17 protein-coding genes are annotated in these 16,049 nt (G+C 64.3%); 8 read left to right on the top strand and 9 right to left on the bottom strand.

Annotated elements, in window-relative coordinates:
• The first annotated feature begins 1 nt into the window (after position 1).
• A complete protein-coding gene (locus MUY37_RS01250) occupies positions 2–511 on the top strand; it encodes an AAA family ATPase (protein WP_499193670.1) in 510 nt (169 codons plus the stop codon).
• Positions 512–548: 37 nt separating this feature from the next.
• On the opposite strand, the gene MUY37_RS01245 is transcribed toward MUY37_RS01250, so the two are convergent.
• The gene (locus tag MUY37_RS01245) at positions 549–2,030 is read right to left on the bottom strand and encodes a serine hydrolase domain-containing protein (protein ID WP_499193669.1); all 1,482 of its coding nucleotides are present in this window, start codon (positions 2,028–2,030) and stop codon (positions 549–551) included.
• Positions 2,031–2,158: 128 nt separating this feature from the next.
• Positions 2,159–2,839: a uracil-DNA glycosylase gene (gene ung / locus MUY37_RS01240; protein ID WP_499193668.1), complete on the bottom strand. Its 681-nt coding sequence runs from the start codon at positions 2,837–2,839 to the stop codon at positions 2,159–2,161.
• Positions 2,840–2,917: 78 nt separating this feature from the next.
• Here ung and MUY37_RS01235 point away from each other — a divergent pair, with 78 nt between their 5' ends.
• Genes MUY37_RS01235 through MUY37_RS01225 form a run of 3 tightly spaced genes read left to right on the top strand, consistent with a single transcriptional unit; the run spans position 2,918 to position 4,776 of the window.
• Positions 2,918–3,535, top strand: a complete 618-nt coding sequence (locus MUY37_RS01235; protein WP_499193667.1) for a ribonuclease D — start codon at positions 2,918–2,920, stop codon at positions 3,533–3,535.
• A gap of 24 nt (positions 3,536–3,559) precedes the next feature.
• On the top strand, positions 3,560–4,228 hold the full coding sequence (gene lptC, locus MUY37_RS01230; RefSeq protein ID WP_499193666.1) for an LPS export ABC transporter periplasmic protein LptC: 669 nt from the start codon (positions 3,560–3,562) through the stop codon (positions 4,226–4,228).
• Entirely contained in the window at positions 4,228–4,776 is a 549-nt protein-coding gene (locus MUY37_RS01225; protein WP_499193665.1) for an LptA/OstA family protein, read from the top strand. The genes lptC and MUY37_RS01225 overlap by 1 nt, the downstream gene beginning before the upstream one ends.
• A gap of 7 nt (positions 4,777–4,783) precedes the next feature.
• Here the strand turns inward: MUY37_RS01225 and holA are convergent, their stop codons facing one another.
• The 4 genes from holA to MUY37_RS01205 form a co-directional block, all read right to left on the bottom strand.
• On the bottom strand, positions 4,784–5,830 hold the full coding sequence (holA, locus tag MUY37_RS01220; RefSeq protein WP_499193664.1) for a DNA polymerase III subunit delta: 1,047 nt from the start codon (positions 5,828–5,830) through the stop codon (positions 4,784–4,786).
• Positions 5,827–6,315, bottom strand: a complete 489-nt coding sequence (gene lptE, locus MUY37_RS01215) for an LPS assembly lipoprotein LptE (protein ID WP_499193663.1) — start codon at positions 6,313–6,315, stop codon at positions 5,827–5,829. The genes holA and lptE overlap by 4 nt, the downstream gene beginning before the upstream one ends.
• Positions 6,315–8,831 carry a leucine--tRNA ligase gene (gene leuS, locus MUY37_RS01210; RefSeq protein WP_499193662.1) on the bottom strand — a complete coding sequence of 839 codons (2,517 nt, stop codon included), beginning with the start codon at positions 8,829–8,831 and terminating at the stop codon, positions 6,315–6,317. Before leuS ends, lptE begins: the two co-directional genes overlap by 1 nt.
• 62 nt (positions 8,832–8,893) lie before the next feature.
• A complete protein-coding gene (locus MUY37_RS01205) occupies positions 8,894–9,340 on the bottom strand; it encodes a DUF3576 domain-containing protein (protein ID WP_499193661.1) in 447 nt (148 codons plus the stop codon).
• Between the two features lie 384 nt (positions 9,341–9,724).
• Here MUY37_RS01205 and MUY37_RS01200 point away from each other — a divergent pair, with 384 nt between their 5' ends.
• The 3 genes from MUY37_RS01200 (at position 9,725) to MUY37_RS01190 (ending at position 11,617) form a co-directional block, all read left to right on the top strand.
• Entirely contained in the window at positions 9,725–10,441 is a 717-nt protein-coding gene (locus MUY37_RS01200; RefSeq protein WP_499193660.1) for a hypothetical protein, read from the top strand.
• A gap of 115 nt (positions 10,442–10,556) precedes the next feature.
• A complete protein-coding gene (phbB, locus tag MUY37_RS01195) occupies positions 10,557–11,282 on the top strand; it encodes an acetoacetyl-CoA reductase (protein WP_499193659.1) in 726 nt (241 codons plus the stop codon).
• A 65-nt stretch (positions 11,283–11,347) separates the two neighbouring features.
• Entirely contained in the window at positions 11,348–11,617 is a 270-nt protein-coding gene (locus MUY37_RS01190; RefSeq protein WP_499193658.1) for a ribbon-helix-helix domain-containing protein, read from the top strand.
• A 20-nt stretch (positions 11,618–11,637) separates the two neighbouring features.
• On the opposite strand, the gene MUY37_RS01185 is transcribed toward MUY37_RS01190, so the two are convergent.
• Together MUY37_RS01185 and murA are read right to left on the bottom strand one after the other, a co-directional pair.
• Positions 11,638–11,862: a hypothetical protein gene (locus tag MUY37_RS01185; RefSeq protein WP_417322054.1), complete on the bottom strand. Its 225-nt coding sequence runs from the start codon at positions 11,860–11,862 to the stop codon at positions 11,638–11,640.
• A gap of 63 nt (positions 11,863–11,925) precedes the next feature.
• Entirely contained in the window at positions 11,926–13,209 is a 1,284-nt protein-coding gene (gene murA, locus MUY37_RS01180; protein ID WP_499193657.1) for a UDP-N-acetylglucosamine 1-carboxyvinyltransferase, read from the bottom strand.
• A 126-nt stretch (positions 13,210–13,335) separates the two neighbouring features.
• Here murA and galU point away from each other — a divergent pair, with 126 nt between their 5' ends.
• Positions 13,336–14,226, top strand: a complete 891-nt coding sequence (gene galU / locus MUY37_RS01175; RefSeq protein WP_499193656.1) for a UTP--glucose-1-phosphate uridylyltransferase GalU — start codon at positions 13,336–13,338, stop codon at positions 14,224–14,226.
• Between the two features lie 50 nt (positions 14,227–14,276).
• Here galU and MUY37_RS01170 read toward each other — a convergent pair whose 3' ends face one another.
• Positions 14,277–16,007 carry a flotillin family protein gene (locus MUY37_RS01170; protein ID WP_499195097.1) on the bottom strand — a complete coding sequence of 577 codons (1,731 nt, stop codon included), beginning with the start codon at positions 16,005–16,007 and terminating at the stop codon, positions 14,277–14,279.
• Positions 16,008–16,049: the final 42 nt, after the last annotated feature.

Raw genomic sequence — 16,049 nt, 5'->3', positions numbered from 1 at the left:
CTTGGCGGATTACCTGATCACTGGCTGTTCGGGTGGCGGAAAATCGACGCTGATAGCCGAACTGGCGGATCGCGGATTACGCACCGTGGCGGAACCGGGCCGCCGCCTGATCGCGCGCGGCATCGCACCGTGGAGCGATCTGCACGGCTTCCTCCTGGCGGCGGCGGACACGGCCCGGGCGGACTTGGAGATCCATCGCTCGACACGCGAACCGGTGTTCTACGATCGCGGGCTGATCGATGCACTGGCGGGTCTCGAGCGGCTGGGTGCGGGAAGCGTTCCGGATATGTTGGGCGGTGGGCGGCCCTATGAAAGCCTCGTCTTCATTGCCCCGCCCTGGCCCGAAATCTACGCGAGCGACACCGATAGGCGCCATACATTCGACGAGGCGGTCGAGGAATATCGCCACTTGGCAAAGCTGCTGCCCGCATTGGGCTACCGGCCGGTCGAACTTCCCCGAACATCGGTGGCCGAGCGCGCCGCTTTCGTGCTGAACGCCCTCGGCATCTGATATTCGGCAGCCTGCGGCATCGAGCCCTTGCCGGACCCTATAGCCCGCGCAGGCGACGGCTGGTGTTCGAATGTTGCCGGACTGCGCGGACCTTGCCAGCGCGATCGCGCTCGAACAGCACCTCATCGCGTTCCTCGCCCTTGTCGGTCACCACGCGAAAACGGTCGCCGCCCAGCGGTTTGAGCCGCCACATGCGCCTGGTCGGCTCGCCGGAATCGGGATCGAGCCAAGTCAGCCCGCCCGCCCAGGGGATCAGCATGTAATCCGAATCCCACGGCTGCCCGCTATAGACGCCCGCATAATCGCCAAGCTCCACGCCAGCGACCGGATCGAACGGCTTGGCTTCGCCACGCGCCTTGACCAGCGCCGCAATGCCACGCGCCAGCAAGCCGGGATCGTCCATCGCATTCATAGCGACCGCAACGCCCATTTCTTCCTTGGGCGCTATCATCAGCGCGCTGCGATAGCCCGGACAGCTTCCGCCATGGCCGACCACCGTCGTGCCGTTTTCCTGCCTGACCGAAAAACCCAGTCCCCAACTCGTTTCCCAATCGGGCGAAATGTAATGCACCCGCTGCATTTCGCGCAGGGTCGAGGCGCGCAGCACCTCGCGCTCGCCGCTTTTCGCCAGCCGCATGGTCCAGCGGGCGAATTTCGCCAGATCGGCCACGCTGGCGCTGAACCCTGCCGCCGGAGTGATCCCGGCCGGATCGAACAGTTTGACATCCGGGCGCGTTCCGTCCGCCTCGAGCGCCCCCCAGCCCACTGCGAGCTGCTGGCCATGGAGTTCGGCGGGGATGCCGGGCCTTGTGTTTTCCAGACCGAGGGGATCGAGAATATGGGTGGTCACATAGTCGGCGAAGGGTTCCCCGCTCACCGCTTCGACCGTTTTGCCCACAAGGGTAAGGCCGAGATTCGAATATTGCCAGGTGGTTGCAGCCGGATAGAGCGGCGATTGTTTGGGCACCTTCGCCCGGATCTGATCCCGCGTAGGAAAGGGGAAATCGGGTCCGGTCCAATAGGAAAAGTCCGATTCACGCGGGAGACCCGCCGAGTGGGTCAACAGCCCGCGCAGCGTCACCGGCACGCTCTCGCGCGGATCGTCGGCAAGCTGCGCCCAAGGGAGATAGTCCGCCACGGGGGTGTCGAGCGCGACCCGGCCCGCTTCCCATTGCTGCATCAGCGCAACCGCCGTGAAAAGCTTGGATATCGAGCAGATCGAATAGATCGTATCGGGCGTGGCAGGCATGGTCTGTGTGCGGTCGGTCGTCCCGAAGCCCTGCGCCCAGACGGTTTCGTCCCCGCGCGCCACCGCTGCCGAGACCGCCGGGATCTTACGATACTGCCGCTGCCCCTCGATCCAGAGATCGGCCGCCCGCATCGCCTCGGCCAATGCGGCCTGTTTCGCCTCCTCCCCCTCGGTACGCTGCTCTGAATGTGCGCTTTCGTTACCGGCATGGGCCGGAACCATCATGCCCATCACCGCCAACGCCGCGCCCGCCCTGAAAATCGCCTTCATAGGAAACCCTCCCTCTCTCCCCCGCGAGACTGGCACATGGGAGCAAGGCTGAAAAGCCGCTTCGCCACCGGCCGCACACCCGAGGCAGGAAGCGTTTTGTGGCAACGCTTACGCGCCGAGCATGGATGTCATAGCTGCCAGTCGATCGCGCCGCGTCCGTTTTCGGCAAGAAAGGCGTTGGCCCGGCTGAACGGCTTCGATCCAAAGAAACCGCGATGCGCCGAAAGCGGGCTGGGATGCGGGCTTTCGATCACACAGTGCCGCCCGCTGCGAAGGCCCTCGATCCGTTTTGCCTTGGCCTGCGCATGGCTGCCCCACAGGATAAAGACGCTGGGCTCCGGCCTCGCCGCCACCGCCGCCACGCAAGCGTCGGTGATCGCATCCCAACCGCGCCCCGCATGGCTGCCAGCCTGCCCCGCCTCGACCGTCAGCGTGTTGTTGAGCAGGAGCACACCCTGCCTCGCCCATTTGCTCAGGTCGCCATGATCGGGCCGTGGCACCCCGAGATCGGCCTCGAGTTCCTTGTAGATATTGACCAGACTCGGCGGGACCCTCACGCCCTCGGGCACCGCGAAGCACAGCCCCATCGCCTGCCCCGGCCCGTGATAGGGGTCCTGCCCGAGGATCACCACCTTCACCGCGTCGAGCGGAGTCAGTTCGAGGGCCTTCAATCGGCGACCGCGCGGCGGGTAGATCGCCTTGCCCGCCTGTTCTTCGACCACCAGAAAGCCGCCCAGCTGCCGCGCCTGCGGGGTTGCCAGGACCGGATCGAGCACGGGCTGCCAGCTATCGGGGATGGTGTCGGTCATGGCGCGATTGTAGCCGGGGTGGCGCGGCGGACCAGCACCCCTTCCCTACAATCCCCAATCGGCCTAAGGCGCTGGCCCATGGCAGTGCATTTCCACGAAGAAGACCTTCCCGAAGGCGTCCTCGCCGATGGCCCGGTGGCCGTTGATACCGAAACCATGGGTCTCGTCACGATCCGCGACCGGCTGTGCGTCGTGCAGATCAGCGATGGCAAGGGCGACGAGCATCTCGTGCGCTTCGGCCCCGACAGCAGCTATGACGCGCCCAATCTCAAGGCGGTTCTGGCCGATCCCGAGCGGCTGAAACTGTTCCATTTCGCGCGTTTCGACCTCGCCGCGATCGAGCATTACCTCGGCGTAATGGCCACGCCCTGCTATTGCACCAAGATCGCCAGCAAGCTGACCCGCACCTATACCGACCGTCACGGCCTCAAGATGCTGGTGGAAGAGCTGCTCGGCGAAAGCATTTCGAAAGCGCAGCAGTCGAGCGACTGGGGCGGGCCGGATCTGAACGAGGCCCAGCGCGACTATGCCGCGAGCGATGTGCGCTTCCTTCACCGCATGAAGGACGAACTCGACAAGCGCCTCGAACGCGAAGGCCGCACCGGGTTGGCGCAGGCGTGCTTCGACTTCCTGCCCACCCGCGCGCGGCTCGACGTGGCCGGCTGGGCCGATCACGATATCTTCAGCCACATGTAAGGATCGAACGCGCAGGGCGACACCATGGCAATCCGGCATCGCAGGATCGAAACAGCTCAGGCGAAGGAGCGGCGGCATGAACGCCAGCACTGGGCCGAGCCAGGCGGGACGCACGACCGCTTGGTCAGCTTTCTTGCTCGCGCGCTGCCGATGGGCGTCGGGGTGATCGCCGCGCTGATGGTGATAACGCCGCTGAGCCCGCGCGGCGAAGTGAGCTTCCTGCTAGATCGCAACAAGGTGGCGATCATCGATGAGCGCCTGCGGGTCGACAATGCGCTGTATCGCGGCGCGGACGATAAGGGACGGCCCTTTTCCCTGACTGCGGGCGAGGCAGTCCAGCGATCGAGCGCCGAGGGTATCGTACGGATGAACGATCTCGTCGCGCGGCTGTTGCTCGACGACGGACCCGCGCGGGTCAGCGCCCGGGCCGGGCAATACGATATCGACGAGGAGGTCGTCTCGATCATCGGTCCGATGCGCATGCAGGCCGCCGATGGCTATCGCATGGTGGCGCGCGACGTTTCGGTCGATCTGGCCAACAAGCAGCTCGTCGGCGCGGGCGGTGTCGATGGAGCTATTCCTGCCGGGACCTTTCGCGCCGATCGCCTGACCGCCGATCTTTCGGCACGCACCATAACCCTGACGGGCAATGCGCGGCTGCGCATGGAGCCCGGCAAGCTGAGGATGCCCTGATGAAGCACCTGCTCCCCACCATCGCCCGCTGGGGCCTCGGCGCGTTCGCCGTCACGGCGACCGCATTCGCGGGCATCCAGCTTTCCGCCCAGGCGATCGCCGGGCACAATTCGAACGCGCCGGTCTCCTATGCCGCCGACCGGATCGAACTGCAGGACCGGCAGAACCGCGTGGTGCTTTCGGGCAATGTCCAGATCACGCAGGCGGGGCTCAATCTCAGCGCTGCGCGCACGATCGTGAACTATTCCGATGCGGGCAGTCTTTCCATCCAGCGGATCATGGCGACCGGCGGGGTGACCGTGTCACGCGGCAACGAGCGCGCGCGCGGTGACACGGCAGTTTATGACTTCAATCGCCGGATCATCACCATGGCGGGCAATGTCCGCCTCAACCGCGGCGGCGATACACTCAACGGCGGACGGCTGGTGATCGATCTGGCGAGCGGCGTATCGAGCGTCGATGGGCGCGCCAGCGGTTCCTCCTCGGTTACAGGCCAGGGCGAATCGGGAGGTCGCGTGACAGGGACATTCTCGGTTCCCGAGAACTGAGCGGCGCCTAGCGAGCCCGGGCGCCCGCGACTCTCGCAATATCGGCAAGACCTTGCGCCAGCAGCAATTCGGCCGCCTGGCTGTTCGTGAGCAGATCGCGGTGCAGGCCGACGAGGCGCTGCGTCAGCCGGTCGAGCTTGTCGCCGTGCCGCCACAGCGCGAATTGCTGGCCGATCTCGCGCTTCTCTTTGAAGAAGATGCCAAGCCGCGCTTCTTCGGCCCGATTGAGATCGCCGAAGGGACGCGAGCCGAGCGCCGCCGCAATCCGTGCAAGCTGCGCCGCGCGCCGTTCGAAGGCAAGCAGTACGCCGACCGGGTTGAGGCCAAGCTGCTTCATACGCGCCAGCTCGACCCCCACCTTGGCCGCCTGCCCGCCCATCACCGCATTGACCAGCGGCGCGAAACCATCGTCCTCGCTCGCAGCGCCGATCGCATCGAGGTCTTCAGGCGTCGCGGTCTGCGGGCTCTGCGCGCTGGCATCGAGATAGAGAGCGAGCTTCTCGACCTCGCTCCGCGCCAGCCGGACGTCGAGATTGGCCGCCCGCGCGATGCGTTCGGCCAGGTCTCCGCCGAGCCGCACGCCCGCCCCGTCCGCCAGTGCACGCACAGCGCGTGTGACGGATTGCAGGTCGGGCGGATAGAACATCGCCACCAGCGCATCCTTGCGTTTGTCTAGCAGTTTGGCGCTGCGCGACTTGTCGGTGGCGGAGGTGGCAATGACAATCACCGGGCAAGCTTCGCCGGCACCCGCCTCGCCGGTCTCGATCAGCACTTTGAGCGCTTCGAGAGCTTCCTCGCCGCTAGCGCGGACCCAGATGTGCCGCCGATCGCCGAACAGCGATGAGCTACGCGCCTCGTCGCCCAGTTTCGCGGGATCGCCGCGCAGCTCGGCGCCGGACAGCTCCACTCGCTCGCCCGGATCGGGCAGCCAGGAGACAAGATCGTTCGCAGCCGCATTGGCGCCCGCTTCGTCCTGCCCGCAGAAGAAAAAGATCGAGCAGCTCTGCGCCGCCGCGCGCCCCTTGGCCGCGAAATCGCGGTTGGTGAGTTTCACCGGTCGTCGCGCAGCACCAGCGCAACGCGGGTGACGATCCGCTGGGCGAGGTCCCGTGAAAGGTTTTCGAGCGCGGAGCGTTCCGCTGCAATCGTCGCATATTCGGAAGACACCACGTCGATCCCCGCATCCGATCCGTCGGTGGCATCGAGCACGATATCGCCGGTCGCGAGATCCACCAATTGGTACCGCGCGCGCAAAATGCGCCGTTCGCGGCTGATCGTATCGTCGCGCAGCACGGCCAGGCCTTCGAGTTGATCGTCGAGCCGCACTTCGAGCCGGTATCGCGGGCTCGCCTGCCCAGCGGCACCGAACCGCTCTTCCAGGGCGCTGCGTACCAGCCAGCCCGCACGCCCTTCGATCGGCGCCACATCGATCGCCGCCAGCGACTGCGCGACCACACCGCTACCGCCCCCGCCATACATGGGCGACAGGCTGCAGGCGGCAAGCAGAACAGAAGCGAAGCTGGCGAGGAGGATACGCATCAGGTGACGATATTCACCAATCTGTCGGGAACGACAATGATCTTGCGTATCTCAGCCCCGTCGATGGAACGCTGCACCTTCTCACTGGCGAGCGCCATGGCTTCGAGAACCTCCTTCGAGGCTCCCTTGGGCGCGGTGAGCGTATCGCGCAGCTTGCCCTTGTGCTGGACGGCGATGGTCACCTCGTCCTCGACCAGCAGCGCGGGATCGACTTGCGGCCAGACGGCATCGGCAACCATGCCGCTCTCGCCGAGCGTTGCCCATGCCTCTTCGGCCAGATGCGGCATCATCGGCGCGACGAGCTGGACGAGGCTACGGATGGCATGGCTGCGGCTGGAAGAGGGCTTTGCCTTCTCGACCGCGCCGGTCAGCTCGTAAATGCGCGCGACCGCCTTGTTGAAGCCCAGCGCTTCGATGTCCTCGGCAACGGCGGCAATGGTCTGGTGGGCCTTGCTGGCGAGCGCCTTGTCCTCGCCTTCGGCTCCTGCGTCGTAAGCAGCGAACAAGCGCCACAGGCGGTGCACGAAGCGCGAGCAGCCTTCGATCCCCGCTTCGGACCATGGTAGATCGCGTTCGGGCGGGCTGTCGGACAACATGAACCAGCGCACCGCATCCGCGCCGTAGGTGTCGATAATCGTGTCGGGATCGACGACGTTCTTCTTCGACTTCGACATCTTGATGACGCGGCCGATCTCGACTTCGCCGCCATCTGCCGTCAGCAGCGCCTGCTCGGCCTCGCGGCTGATCTCGTCGGGGGCGTAATAGACCGTCTTGCCGCCTTCCTTGCGGCTGTAGGTCTCGTGCGTGACCATCCCTTGCGTGAACAGCGAAGCGAAGGGTTCCTTCACCTCGATCTGGCCCATATGCGCCAAGGCGCGGGTCCAGAAGCGGGCGTAGAGCAGGTGCAGGATCGCATGCTCGATGCCGCCGATATACTGTTCGACGGGCATCCACTTGGCGACTTCCTCCGCATCGAAGGGCTTGTCCGCAGGCTGGCTGGCGAAGCGCAGGAAATACCACGAAGAGTTGATGAAGGTGTCGAGCGTGTCGGTCTCGCGCTCTGCCTTGCCGCCGCATTGGGGGCAATCGACATGCTTCCAGCTCGGATGGCGCAGCAGCGGATTGCCCGGTGTCTGGAAATCGACATCCTCGGGCAGGGTGATCGGCAGGCTCTCCTTGGGCGCAGGCACCACGCCGCAGGTCTCGCAATGGATGAAGGGGATCGGCGTCCCCCAATAGCGCTGGCGCGACACGCCCCAGTCGCGCAGGCGCCACACGGTCTTGCCCGTGCCGCGTCCCTGATCCTCGATCCGGCGAATGATCTCGCGCTTGGCGTCCTCGACGTCCATTCCATCGAGGAAATCGGAGTTGACGATCACGCCTTCCCCCGCCTCGGCTTCGCCGTCGAAAGGCTTGTCCGCGTCATCCACGCTGGGCGCAACTACACGCGGGATCGGCAGGCCGTATTTGGTCGCGAATTCGAAGTCGCGCTGGTCGTGGCCCGGCACGGCCATGATCGCGCCGGTCCCGTAATCCATCAGCACGAAATTGGCGATGAAGACGGGCAGGTCCGCGCCGGTGAACGGATGCTTCGCGGTGATACCGGTATCGAAGCCGAGCTTCTCCGCCGTCTCCAGCTCGGCAGCGGTCGTGCCGCCCTTCTTGCATTCCGCAATGAAGGCCTTGGCTTCTTCGCTGTCGAGCGACTGCGCCACCGGATGGTCGGCGGCAACTGCGACGAAGCTAGCGCCGAAAATCGTGTCGGGGCGCGTGGTATAGACCGGCAGCCTCTCGCCACTCGAGAGATCGAAGCTGAATTCCAGCCCCTTCGACTTGCCGATCCAGTTTTCCTGCATCAGCCGAACCTTGTCGGGCCAATTGTCGAGGCTGCCCAATCCTTCGAGCAATTCCTCGGCGAAATCGGTGATCTTGAGGAACCACTGGTTGAGCTTACGCTTCTCGACTTCCGCGCCCGAACGCCAGCCCTTGCCGTCGATCACCTGCTCGTTGGCGAGCACGGTCATGTCGACCGGGTCCCAATTGACCTCTGATTCCTTGCGATAGACGAGGCCCGCTTCGTACAGATCGATGAACAGCGCCTGCTCGTGACCGTAATAGTCGGGCTCGCAGGTCGCGAGCTCGCGGCTCCAGTCGAGCGCGAAGCCGAGGCGCTTCAACTGCGCCTTCATGTGCTCAATGTTGTCGCGGGTCCAGCCGCCGGGATGCACGCCCTTTTCCATCGCCGCGTTTTCCGCCGGCATGCCGAAAGCGTCCCAGCCCATCGGGTGCAGCACTTCGTGCCCGGTCGCCTTCTTGTAGCGCGCCAGCACATCGCCCATCGTATAGTTGCGGACATGCCCGATATGAATCCGTCCCGAAGGATAGGGAAACATCTCGAGCACGTAGCTCTTGGGCTTCTCGGACTTGCTGTCGGCGCGGAAGGTCTGCGCCTTGTCCCACGCATTTTGCCAGCGCGCGTCGGCGCTGGCCGGATCGAAACGGGTATCGCTGCTCATGCGAGCCGCGTTTACGGATTTTGCAAGCTATGGGAAGGCGCTTTCGCGGCGCCTTCGCGCAATTAGCTGACGGCCTGGCGGCGCAGTTCGCGCGCCTTGGTGAGAATGATGTCTTCCAGCTTCTGGACGGTGGCCGCCTGGATCGGTGCATCGACCCAGCTTCCACCCTGATTGATCTGGCGACTGGCGGCAACGCGAAGAGCGTCCGCGCGCAAATCCGAATCGAGGATGGTGATCGTCATCTTGATCCGCTCGCCCGGATTGCTCGGATTGGCATACCAGTCGGTCACGATCACGCCGCCATTGCTGTCCGCCTGGAGCAGCGGGGCAAAACTGACCGCGTCCAGGGCGGCGCGCCAGAGATAGGAATTGACGCCGATCGTGGTGACCTGCGCCGCGGCAAGATCCGCCTGGGGCCGTTCGCGCCCGCCGCAGGCCGCGAGACCGATTGTGGCCGCGACCGCGATCGCGATGGTAGCGGGGCGGCGGAAGGTTGCGAAAGCGCTCATGTCGGTCCTTGGTATCCTGCGGGTTTCAAGGCTCTATAAAGCCTGCTCGCATCGGAGCAAGGCATAGGGCTGTTCGCAGCGACACTCACCCCCATACGCGTGAATGCGGCCTTAATCCCGTTTCGCTCGGGCGAGCCGACGACAAGTGCTTGTGGAAACTCGGCAACACTTTTTCCCAATTGCCGAGATGGTCTGTGGAAAAGCTGGCCATGGCACAAAGGAATGCTAGTCTCGCTTCGGAACACAAAAGGAATCGGCATCAACGGTGCCGGAGTCAGGAACCATTCAAGAGATTTCTGGCTTGATAGTCCGGTAGAAGAGGGAAGCGTATTGAAAATGGCGGAATCGGTAAAAAGTCAGGGCAGAGCGCGACGCGCACCTGCGATGCTGGCTGTTGCCGGTCTGGCGCTCATGATTCCCGCGACCGGCCTCGCCGTGGTGCAAGGCGATGCGAAGGCCGCTCTTCCCGAAACAGTTTCTTACCTGCCGTTCACGCCGGCTAGGGTCGACCCGCAGCTTGCCGCGCGCGTCGCCGCAGTGATGGGCGAAGACGGGCTCCGCTTCACTCCCGCAAGCAAGCCGCTGCTGGCACAGGATCGCACGGTGACCGTGGCCGTGCGCGTGGACGATGCAACGGCACGTGCGATTTCGGTTCGCAGCGCAATCGATTCGGTTGGCGATGGCGAACGCGATCAACGCGTTCTCGCGATCAGCCAGACCAGTTTCAATCTGGGCGTGGCGCGCGGCTATCAGAGCTTCGCCCAGCCCGCCAAGCCGACCACCGTCTCGGTCGGCCTGCGCGACATGGGCATGCCCGATCTTTCGACCTATGCACCGGACAAGGGCGAGAAGGTCGAAAAGCCCAGCCGCTTCAATTCACGCCTCGCGCTGGAGAAGCAGGACAATGCCGGGCGCTCGCCGCGCACTTTCGAAGGTGCAGGCAATCAGAGCGTCGATATCAGCACCTCCTATCGGGTGGTCGGCAACCTCAATCTGACCGCGGGCGTCCGCCTGTCGAAGGACAACAATCGCCTGGCCCCTCTTACCGATGGGGTCGAGGACGATCAGGCCGTTTACGTCGGCACGCGCGTCAGCTTCTAAGACATTGGTCGAGAATTCGCACGCATAGACGCCTATCCCGGCGAATTGACTTGGCGCGCGCTGCATCCCTCGCTTAAATCCGTGGAGACGCTACGGAAAGCTGGGAGAAGAGATTATGTCACGAGTTGCCATCGTAACCGGGGGCACCCGCGGAATTGGCCGCGCGATTTGCGAAAGGCTGCGCGACGAACGCGGCTTCACAGTCGTCGCCAATTATGCGGGCAATGACGATGCGGCGAAGAAATTCACCGAGGAAACCGGCATTCCCACGATCAAATTCGACGTCGGCGATTACGACGCTGTACAGGACGCCTGCCAGAAGGTCGCGGCGGAACACGGATCGGTCGATGTGGTCGTCAACAATGCCGGTATCACACGCGATGGTACGCTGCTGAAAATGAGCTATGAGGATTGGGACGCCGTGATGCGCACCAATCTTGGCGGATGCTTCAACATGGCCAAGGCAACCTTCGCGGGAATGAAAGAGCGCGGCTGGGGCCGGATCGTCAATATCGGATCGATCAACGGCCAGGCCGGGCAGTACGGCCAAGTGAATTACGCCGCCGCAAAATCCGGTATTCACGGGTTCACAAAAGCGCTGGCGCAGGAGGGTGCGCGTTTCGGGATCACCGTCAATGCGATCGCACCCGGTTACATAGATACCGACATGGTCGCGGCCGTGCCCGAACCCGTGCTGGAAAAAATCGTCGCCAAGATTCCGGTCGGCCGGCTCGGCAAGGCGAGCGAGATCGCCCGGGGCGTCAGCTTCTTGTGCTCCGAACATGCCGAATTCGTCACCGGCTCAACTATGAGCATCAATGGTGGCCAGCACATGTACTAGGAACCGGGGTGTGGTAGGATTAGGGGGCTTCCCGAGCGACGCGCGCCTGTTTAGGAGCGCGCGAAATGGAAATGCCTCCCTATCATCCGCCGAAAAAATACTCCGTCCGCATAGACGGGCACCGTACCTCGATCAGCCTGGAGCCCGTGTTCTGGGAGAAGTTGTGCTCGGCGGCCGCCACCAGAGGACAATCGATCAACGCGCTGGTTGCCCAGATCGATGCCGAACGCATCCGGTCGGAAACCCCGCCGGGCCTGGCCGGGGCGATCCGTATCTGGCTGGTCACACACGAAAAGAGCGGCTGGATCACTCCAGCCGCCCCGCGTCCGATCTGATCTGAGCCAGATCCGCGAATTCAGTATTTCGCGGTGGCATCGCTCGCCGGATAGGTCTCGTCGAGCGCCTCGTCGGTCGCGCTCATCGGTTCGTGCGACGTGGTCGCTTCCGAGCCCGCATTGCGGAACGGACCTTCCGGCTCGCCATCGGCGAAGGCTACGCCGTTGCGATCCACGCGGTTCTTTTCATAATAGCGATATCCGGCATATCCGAGGCCGCCGAGCGCCAAGAGCTTCAAAAGCATGTCAGTGAACTCCTTCTTTTCCCGACCAACGCATAGGGGTGGGAAAAGTGCCGTCTCGCGGCTTCAATCGTCTCCGACCCGTTCGATATCGGCGCCGACCAGTTGGAGCTTCTCCTCCAGCCGTTCGTAACCGCGATCCAGATGATAGAGACGGCGCACGGTTGTCTCGCCGCGGGCCGCCAATCCGGCGATCACCAGGCTCATCGAAGCACGCAGATCGGTCGCCATGACCTCGGCTCCGGTCAGTTCGACCGGGCCGCGCACGATGGCGGTGCGCCCTTCGGTTTCGATGTCGGCCCCCATGCGCGCCAGCTCGGGCACATGCATGAAGCGATTCTCGAAAATGGTTTCCTTGAGCACGCTGGTGCCCTCGGCGCGGGTCAGCAGGCTCATCAATTGCGCCTGCATGTCGGTCGCGAGGCCGGGGAAGGGCGCTGTGGTGAGGTTATGCGCCTTCAGCGGACCCTTGGCGGACACCGTGATCCCCTTCTTGTCGCTGTCGATCTCGACGCCGATATTACGCAGAGCATGGATGGTGGAGCCCATGTCGCCTGCTTCGGCCCCTTCGAGCCGCACCTCGCCGCCGGTGATGGCAGCCGCGCAGGCATAGGAGCCCGCCTCGATGCGGTCGGGCATCACACGATAGGTCGCGCCGTGGAGTTTCCTGACCCCGTGGATCGTCAGTTCGGAGGTGCCGATACCCTCGATTTCCGCCCCCATCGCGACCAGCAGATTGCACAGATCGACGATCTCCGGCTCGCGCGCGGCGTTGATCAGCGTGCTGGTGCCCGTGCACAACACGGCTGCCATCAGGGCATTCTCGGTTGCACCGACCGAGACCACCGGGAAATCGTAGTCGCCGCCGGGAAGGCCGCCATCGGGCGCGCTCGCCTTCACATAGCCCTGCGCCAGCTCGATATGCGCGCCGAAGGCCTCCAGCGCCTTCAAATGCAGGTCGATCGGGCGGTTGCCGATCGCGCAGCCGCCGGGCAGCGACACGGTCGCCTCGCCCATCCGCGCGAGCATCGGGCCGAGGACGAGGATCGAGGCGCGCATCTTGCGCACGAGGTCGTAAGGCGCGACCGTATTGGTCAGCCGGGTCGCCTCCAGCGTCACCACGCGGCCAAAATCCTCGGGGCGTTGGCCCTGGATCGTATGCGCGACGCCGAACTGGCCCATCAGGTGCTGGAACCCGTCAATGTCGGCCAGGCGCGGCAGATTGCGCAGCGTCAGCGGTTCTTCGGTCAGCAGCGCGCAGGGAATAAGCGTGAGCGCGGCATTCTTCGCGCCCGAAATGGGGATCGTGCCCGAAAGGCGGTTGCCACCGCGAATGATGAGTTTGTCCATGCGCCCGTCCTTTACCGTGAGCCAGGCTGCTGGCAAGCGTCGCACGCCTGTCGCATTGCCCCTCCATGCGCTCCCTCAATGCCCGGGCGATTGACCTGTTCCAGGCGCACGCATAGGCGAGAGGCCATGAGCCATCACAAACCCATCAAGAAGGCCGTGTTTCCCGTAGCCGGGCTGGGCACCCGCTTCCTGCCTGCCACCAAAGCGATTCCCAAGGAATTGCTGCCGATCGTCGATCGACCGCTGATCCAGTATGCGGTGGACGAAGCGCGCGAGGCGGGCATCGAGCAGATCATCTTCGTCACCGGGCGCGGCAAGACGGCGATCGTCGAACATTTCGATGTCGCCTACGAGCTCGAACATACGATGAGCGAACGGGGCAAGGATCTGAGCGTGCTCGAACCCACGCGCGCGACGCCGGGTGACGTCATCACCGTGCGCCAGCAGGTGCCGCTGGGCCTGGGTCACGCGATCTGGTGCGCCCGCGCGATCGTGGGCGACGAGCCTTTCGCGATCCTGCTGCCCGACGAACTGATGGTGGCGGCCAAAGGCGGCGGCACCGGCTGCATGAAACAGATGGTCGAGGCCTATGAGGAAGTGGGCGGCAATCTCATCTCGGTGCTCGAAGTGCCGCAGGAAGCCGTGTCGAGCTATGGCGTTATCGCCCCGGGCGAAGTGAAGAGCGACACGCTGACCGAAGTGACCGGCCTGGTCGAAAAACCGCCCGTGGCCCAGGCCCCGTCGAACAAGATCATCTCGGGCCGCTACATCCTCCAGCCCGAAGTCATGCGCGTGCTGGAAGATCAGGAAAAGGGCGCGGGCGGCGAAATTCAGCTAACCGACGCCATGGCCAAGATGATCGGCAACCAGGCCTTCCACGCGGTCACCTTCTCCGGGCGCCGCTTCGACTGCGGCAGCAAGACCGGCTTCGTCGAAGCCACGCTGGCCCTGGCGCTGGAGCGCGAGGATATGGGCACCGAAGTGCGCGCGATGGCGGAGCGGTTGTTGGCCGAATAAAAAAGGGGACGCCGAAGCGCCCCCTTGTCCGTTCTTACGACTGTGGCGGGTTACTCCGCATCGGCACCTTCCGGCTCGGCGGTCGTGTCCGCACGCTTGGCGCTACCTTTCGCCTCCACTTGCTCGACCTGCTCGGCAATGTCGTCGAGGACTTCGGCGAGGCGCGGAGCGGCTTCGGCTGCGGCCGGTCCCTTGACCAGGCTGTCAAGCGAGGAGCCGTCGAGGCCCAGCTCTTTCATCAGCCCGTCCAGCACCGGCGCCTGCGCGCGATAGGCCAGGGCCGCGCTGACCGCATCGGTGGCGAGGTTGCCTGAGCCGCCACCGGCAGCCGCGTTGCCATTCGCGGCAGCCTTGCCGCCGCCATTGGTGAGACCGTCGACCTGGACGATCTTGATGCTGTCGATCGCTTCCATCGGTTTGGCGCTCTCGCGGATGACTTCGGGCAGAACCTTGAGCAACGCCATCTTGGTCTGCAGGCTGATCTGGTCCGAGGACAGGATATTGGCCGCCTCGTTGATCGCCTTCTGACCGGCTGCCTCGACTTCGAAGCGCACGCGCGCGGCTTCCGCACGCAGCTTTTCGGCCTCGGCCTCACCCTGCGCCTCGAGCCGTGCCGCTTCGGCGCGGTTCGACGCCGCATCCTTCTCGGCTTCGGCATCGACGCGGATCTTGATCGCGTCGCGTTCCGCCTGCTTCGACGCCTCGATCAGTTCGATGCGCTTCTGGCGCTCGGCGACCTCGGTTTCGCGGCTGGTCGAGACCTGCTCTTCGGCGGCCACCGCCTTGGCGCGGGCCGCGTCGGCTTCGGCCTTGGCCTGGCTTTCCTCGCGGCTCTTGTTCTGGACCGCGATCTGCTGCTCCTGCCGGGCGATCTCGAGCGCACGCTGCTGGTCGATCCGCGCCTCTTCGACGAGCCGGTCGGCTTCGATCTGCTGCGCATCGACCTGCTTCTTCGCTTCGATCCGGGCAGCATCGGCCTCACGGCTGCGTTCGGCCTGTTCGCGGGCGATTTCCGAAGCCTGAGCGGCGCGGCGGATTTCGACCTCGCGCTCCTGCTGGAGGCGGGCGTATTCCTTGTCGCGCGAGATTTCGAAGCTGCGGGCATCGGCCTCGAGGTTCTTCGTCTCCATCTGCACGCGCGTGTCCTGCTCGATGTCGTTGCGCAGTTTCTTACGCGCCTCGATCTGCTCGGTCAGCTTGGTCAGACCCTCGGCGTCGAAGGCGTTGTTGGCGTTGAAGTGCTCGATGCTGGTCTGGTCGAGACCGGTCAGCGAGACCGATTCCAGTTCCAGGCCGTTCATGGCGAGGTCGTTGGAGGAGACCTGCTGCACTTTCTGGACGAAGTCCGCACGCTGTTCGTGCAGCTCATTCATCGTCATGCCCGCAGCCACGCTGCGCAGCGCGTCGACGAATTTGCCCTCGACGAGGTCTTTCAGCATTTCCGGCTGCATCGTGCGTTGACCCAGCGTCTGCGCAGCCATGGCGATGGCTTCGCTATCGGGTTTCACGCGGACATAGAATTCGGCCTTCACGTCGATCCGCAGGCGGTCGAGCGTGATCAGCGCCTCGCCATCGCGGCGGACGACCGAGAGCACCAGCGTGTTCATATTGACCGGCATGGTTTCGTGGAAGACCGGCAGCACCAGCGCGCCACCGTTCATCACCACCTTCTCGCCGCCCACGCCGGTCCGCACGAAGGCAATCTCCTTCGAGGCACGGCGATACATCTTCAGCAGGAAGGTGATGACTATTATGGCGAGAAGGGTCCCGCCTCCGATCATGACCAGTGATGTTCCAAATAGATTTTCCATTGCTCCTCCTTC

It is taken from the genome of Qipengyuania sp. ABI-127-1 (assembly GCA_022953095.1).
Lineage (GTDB): Bacteria > Pseudomonadota > Alphaproteobacteria > Sphingomonadales > Sphingomonadaceae > Qipengyuania.
Note: the sequence above shows the minus strand (reverse complement) of the source record. Positions and strands in the feature narration are given on the sequence as shown.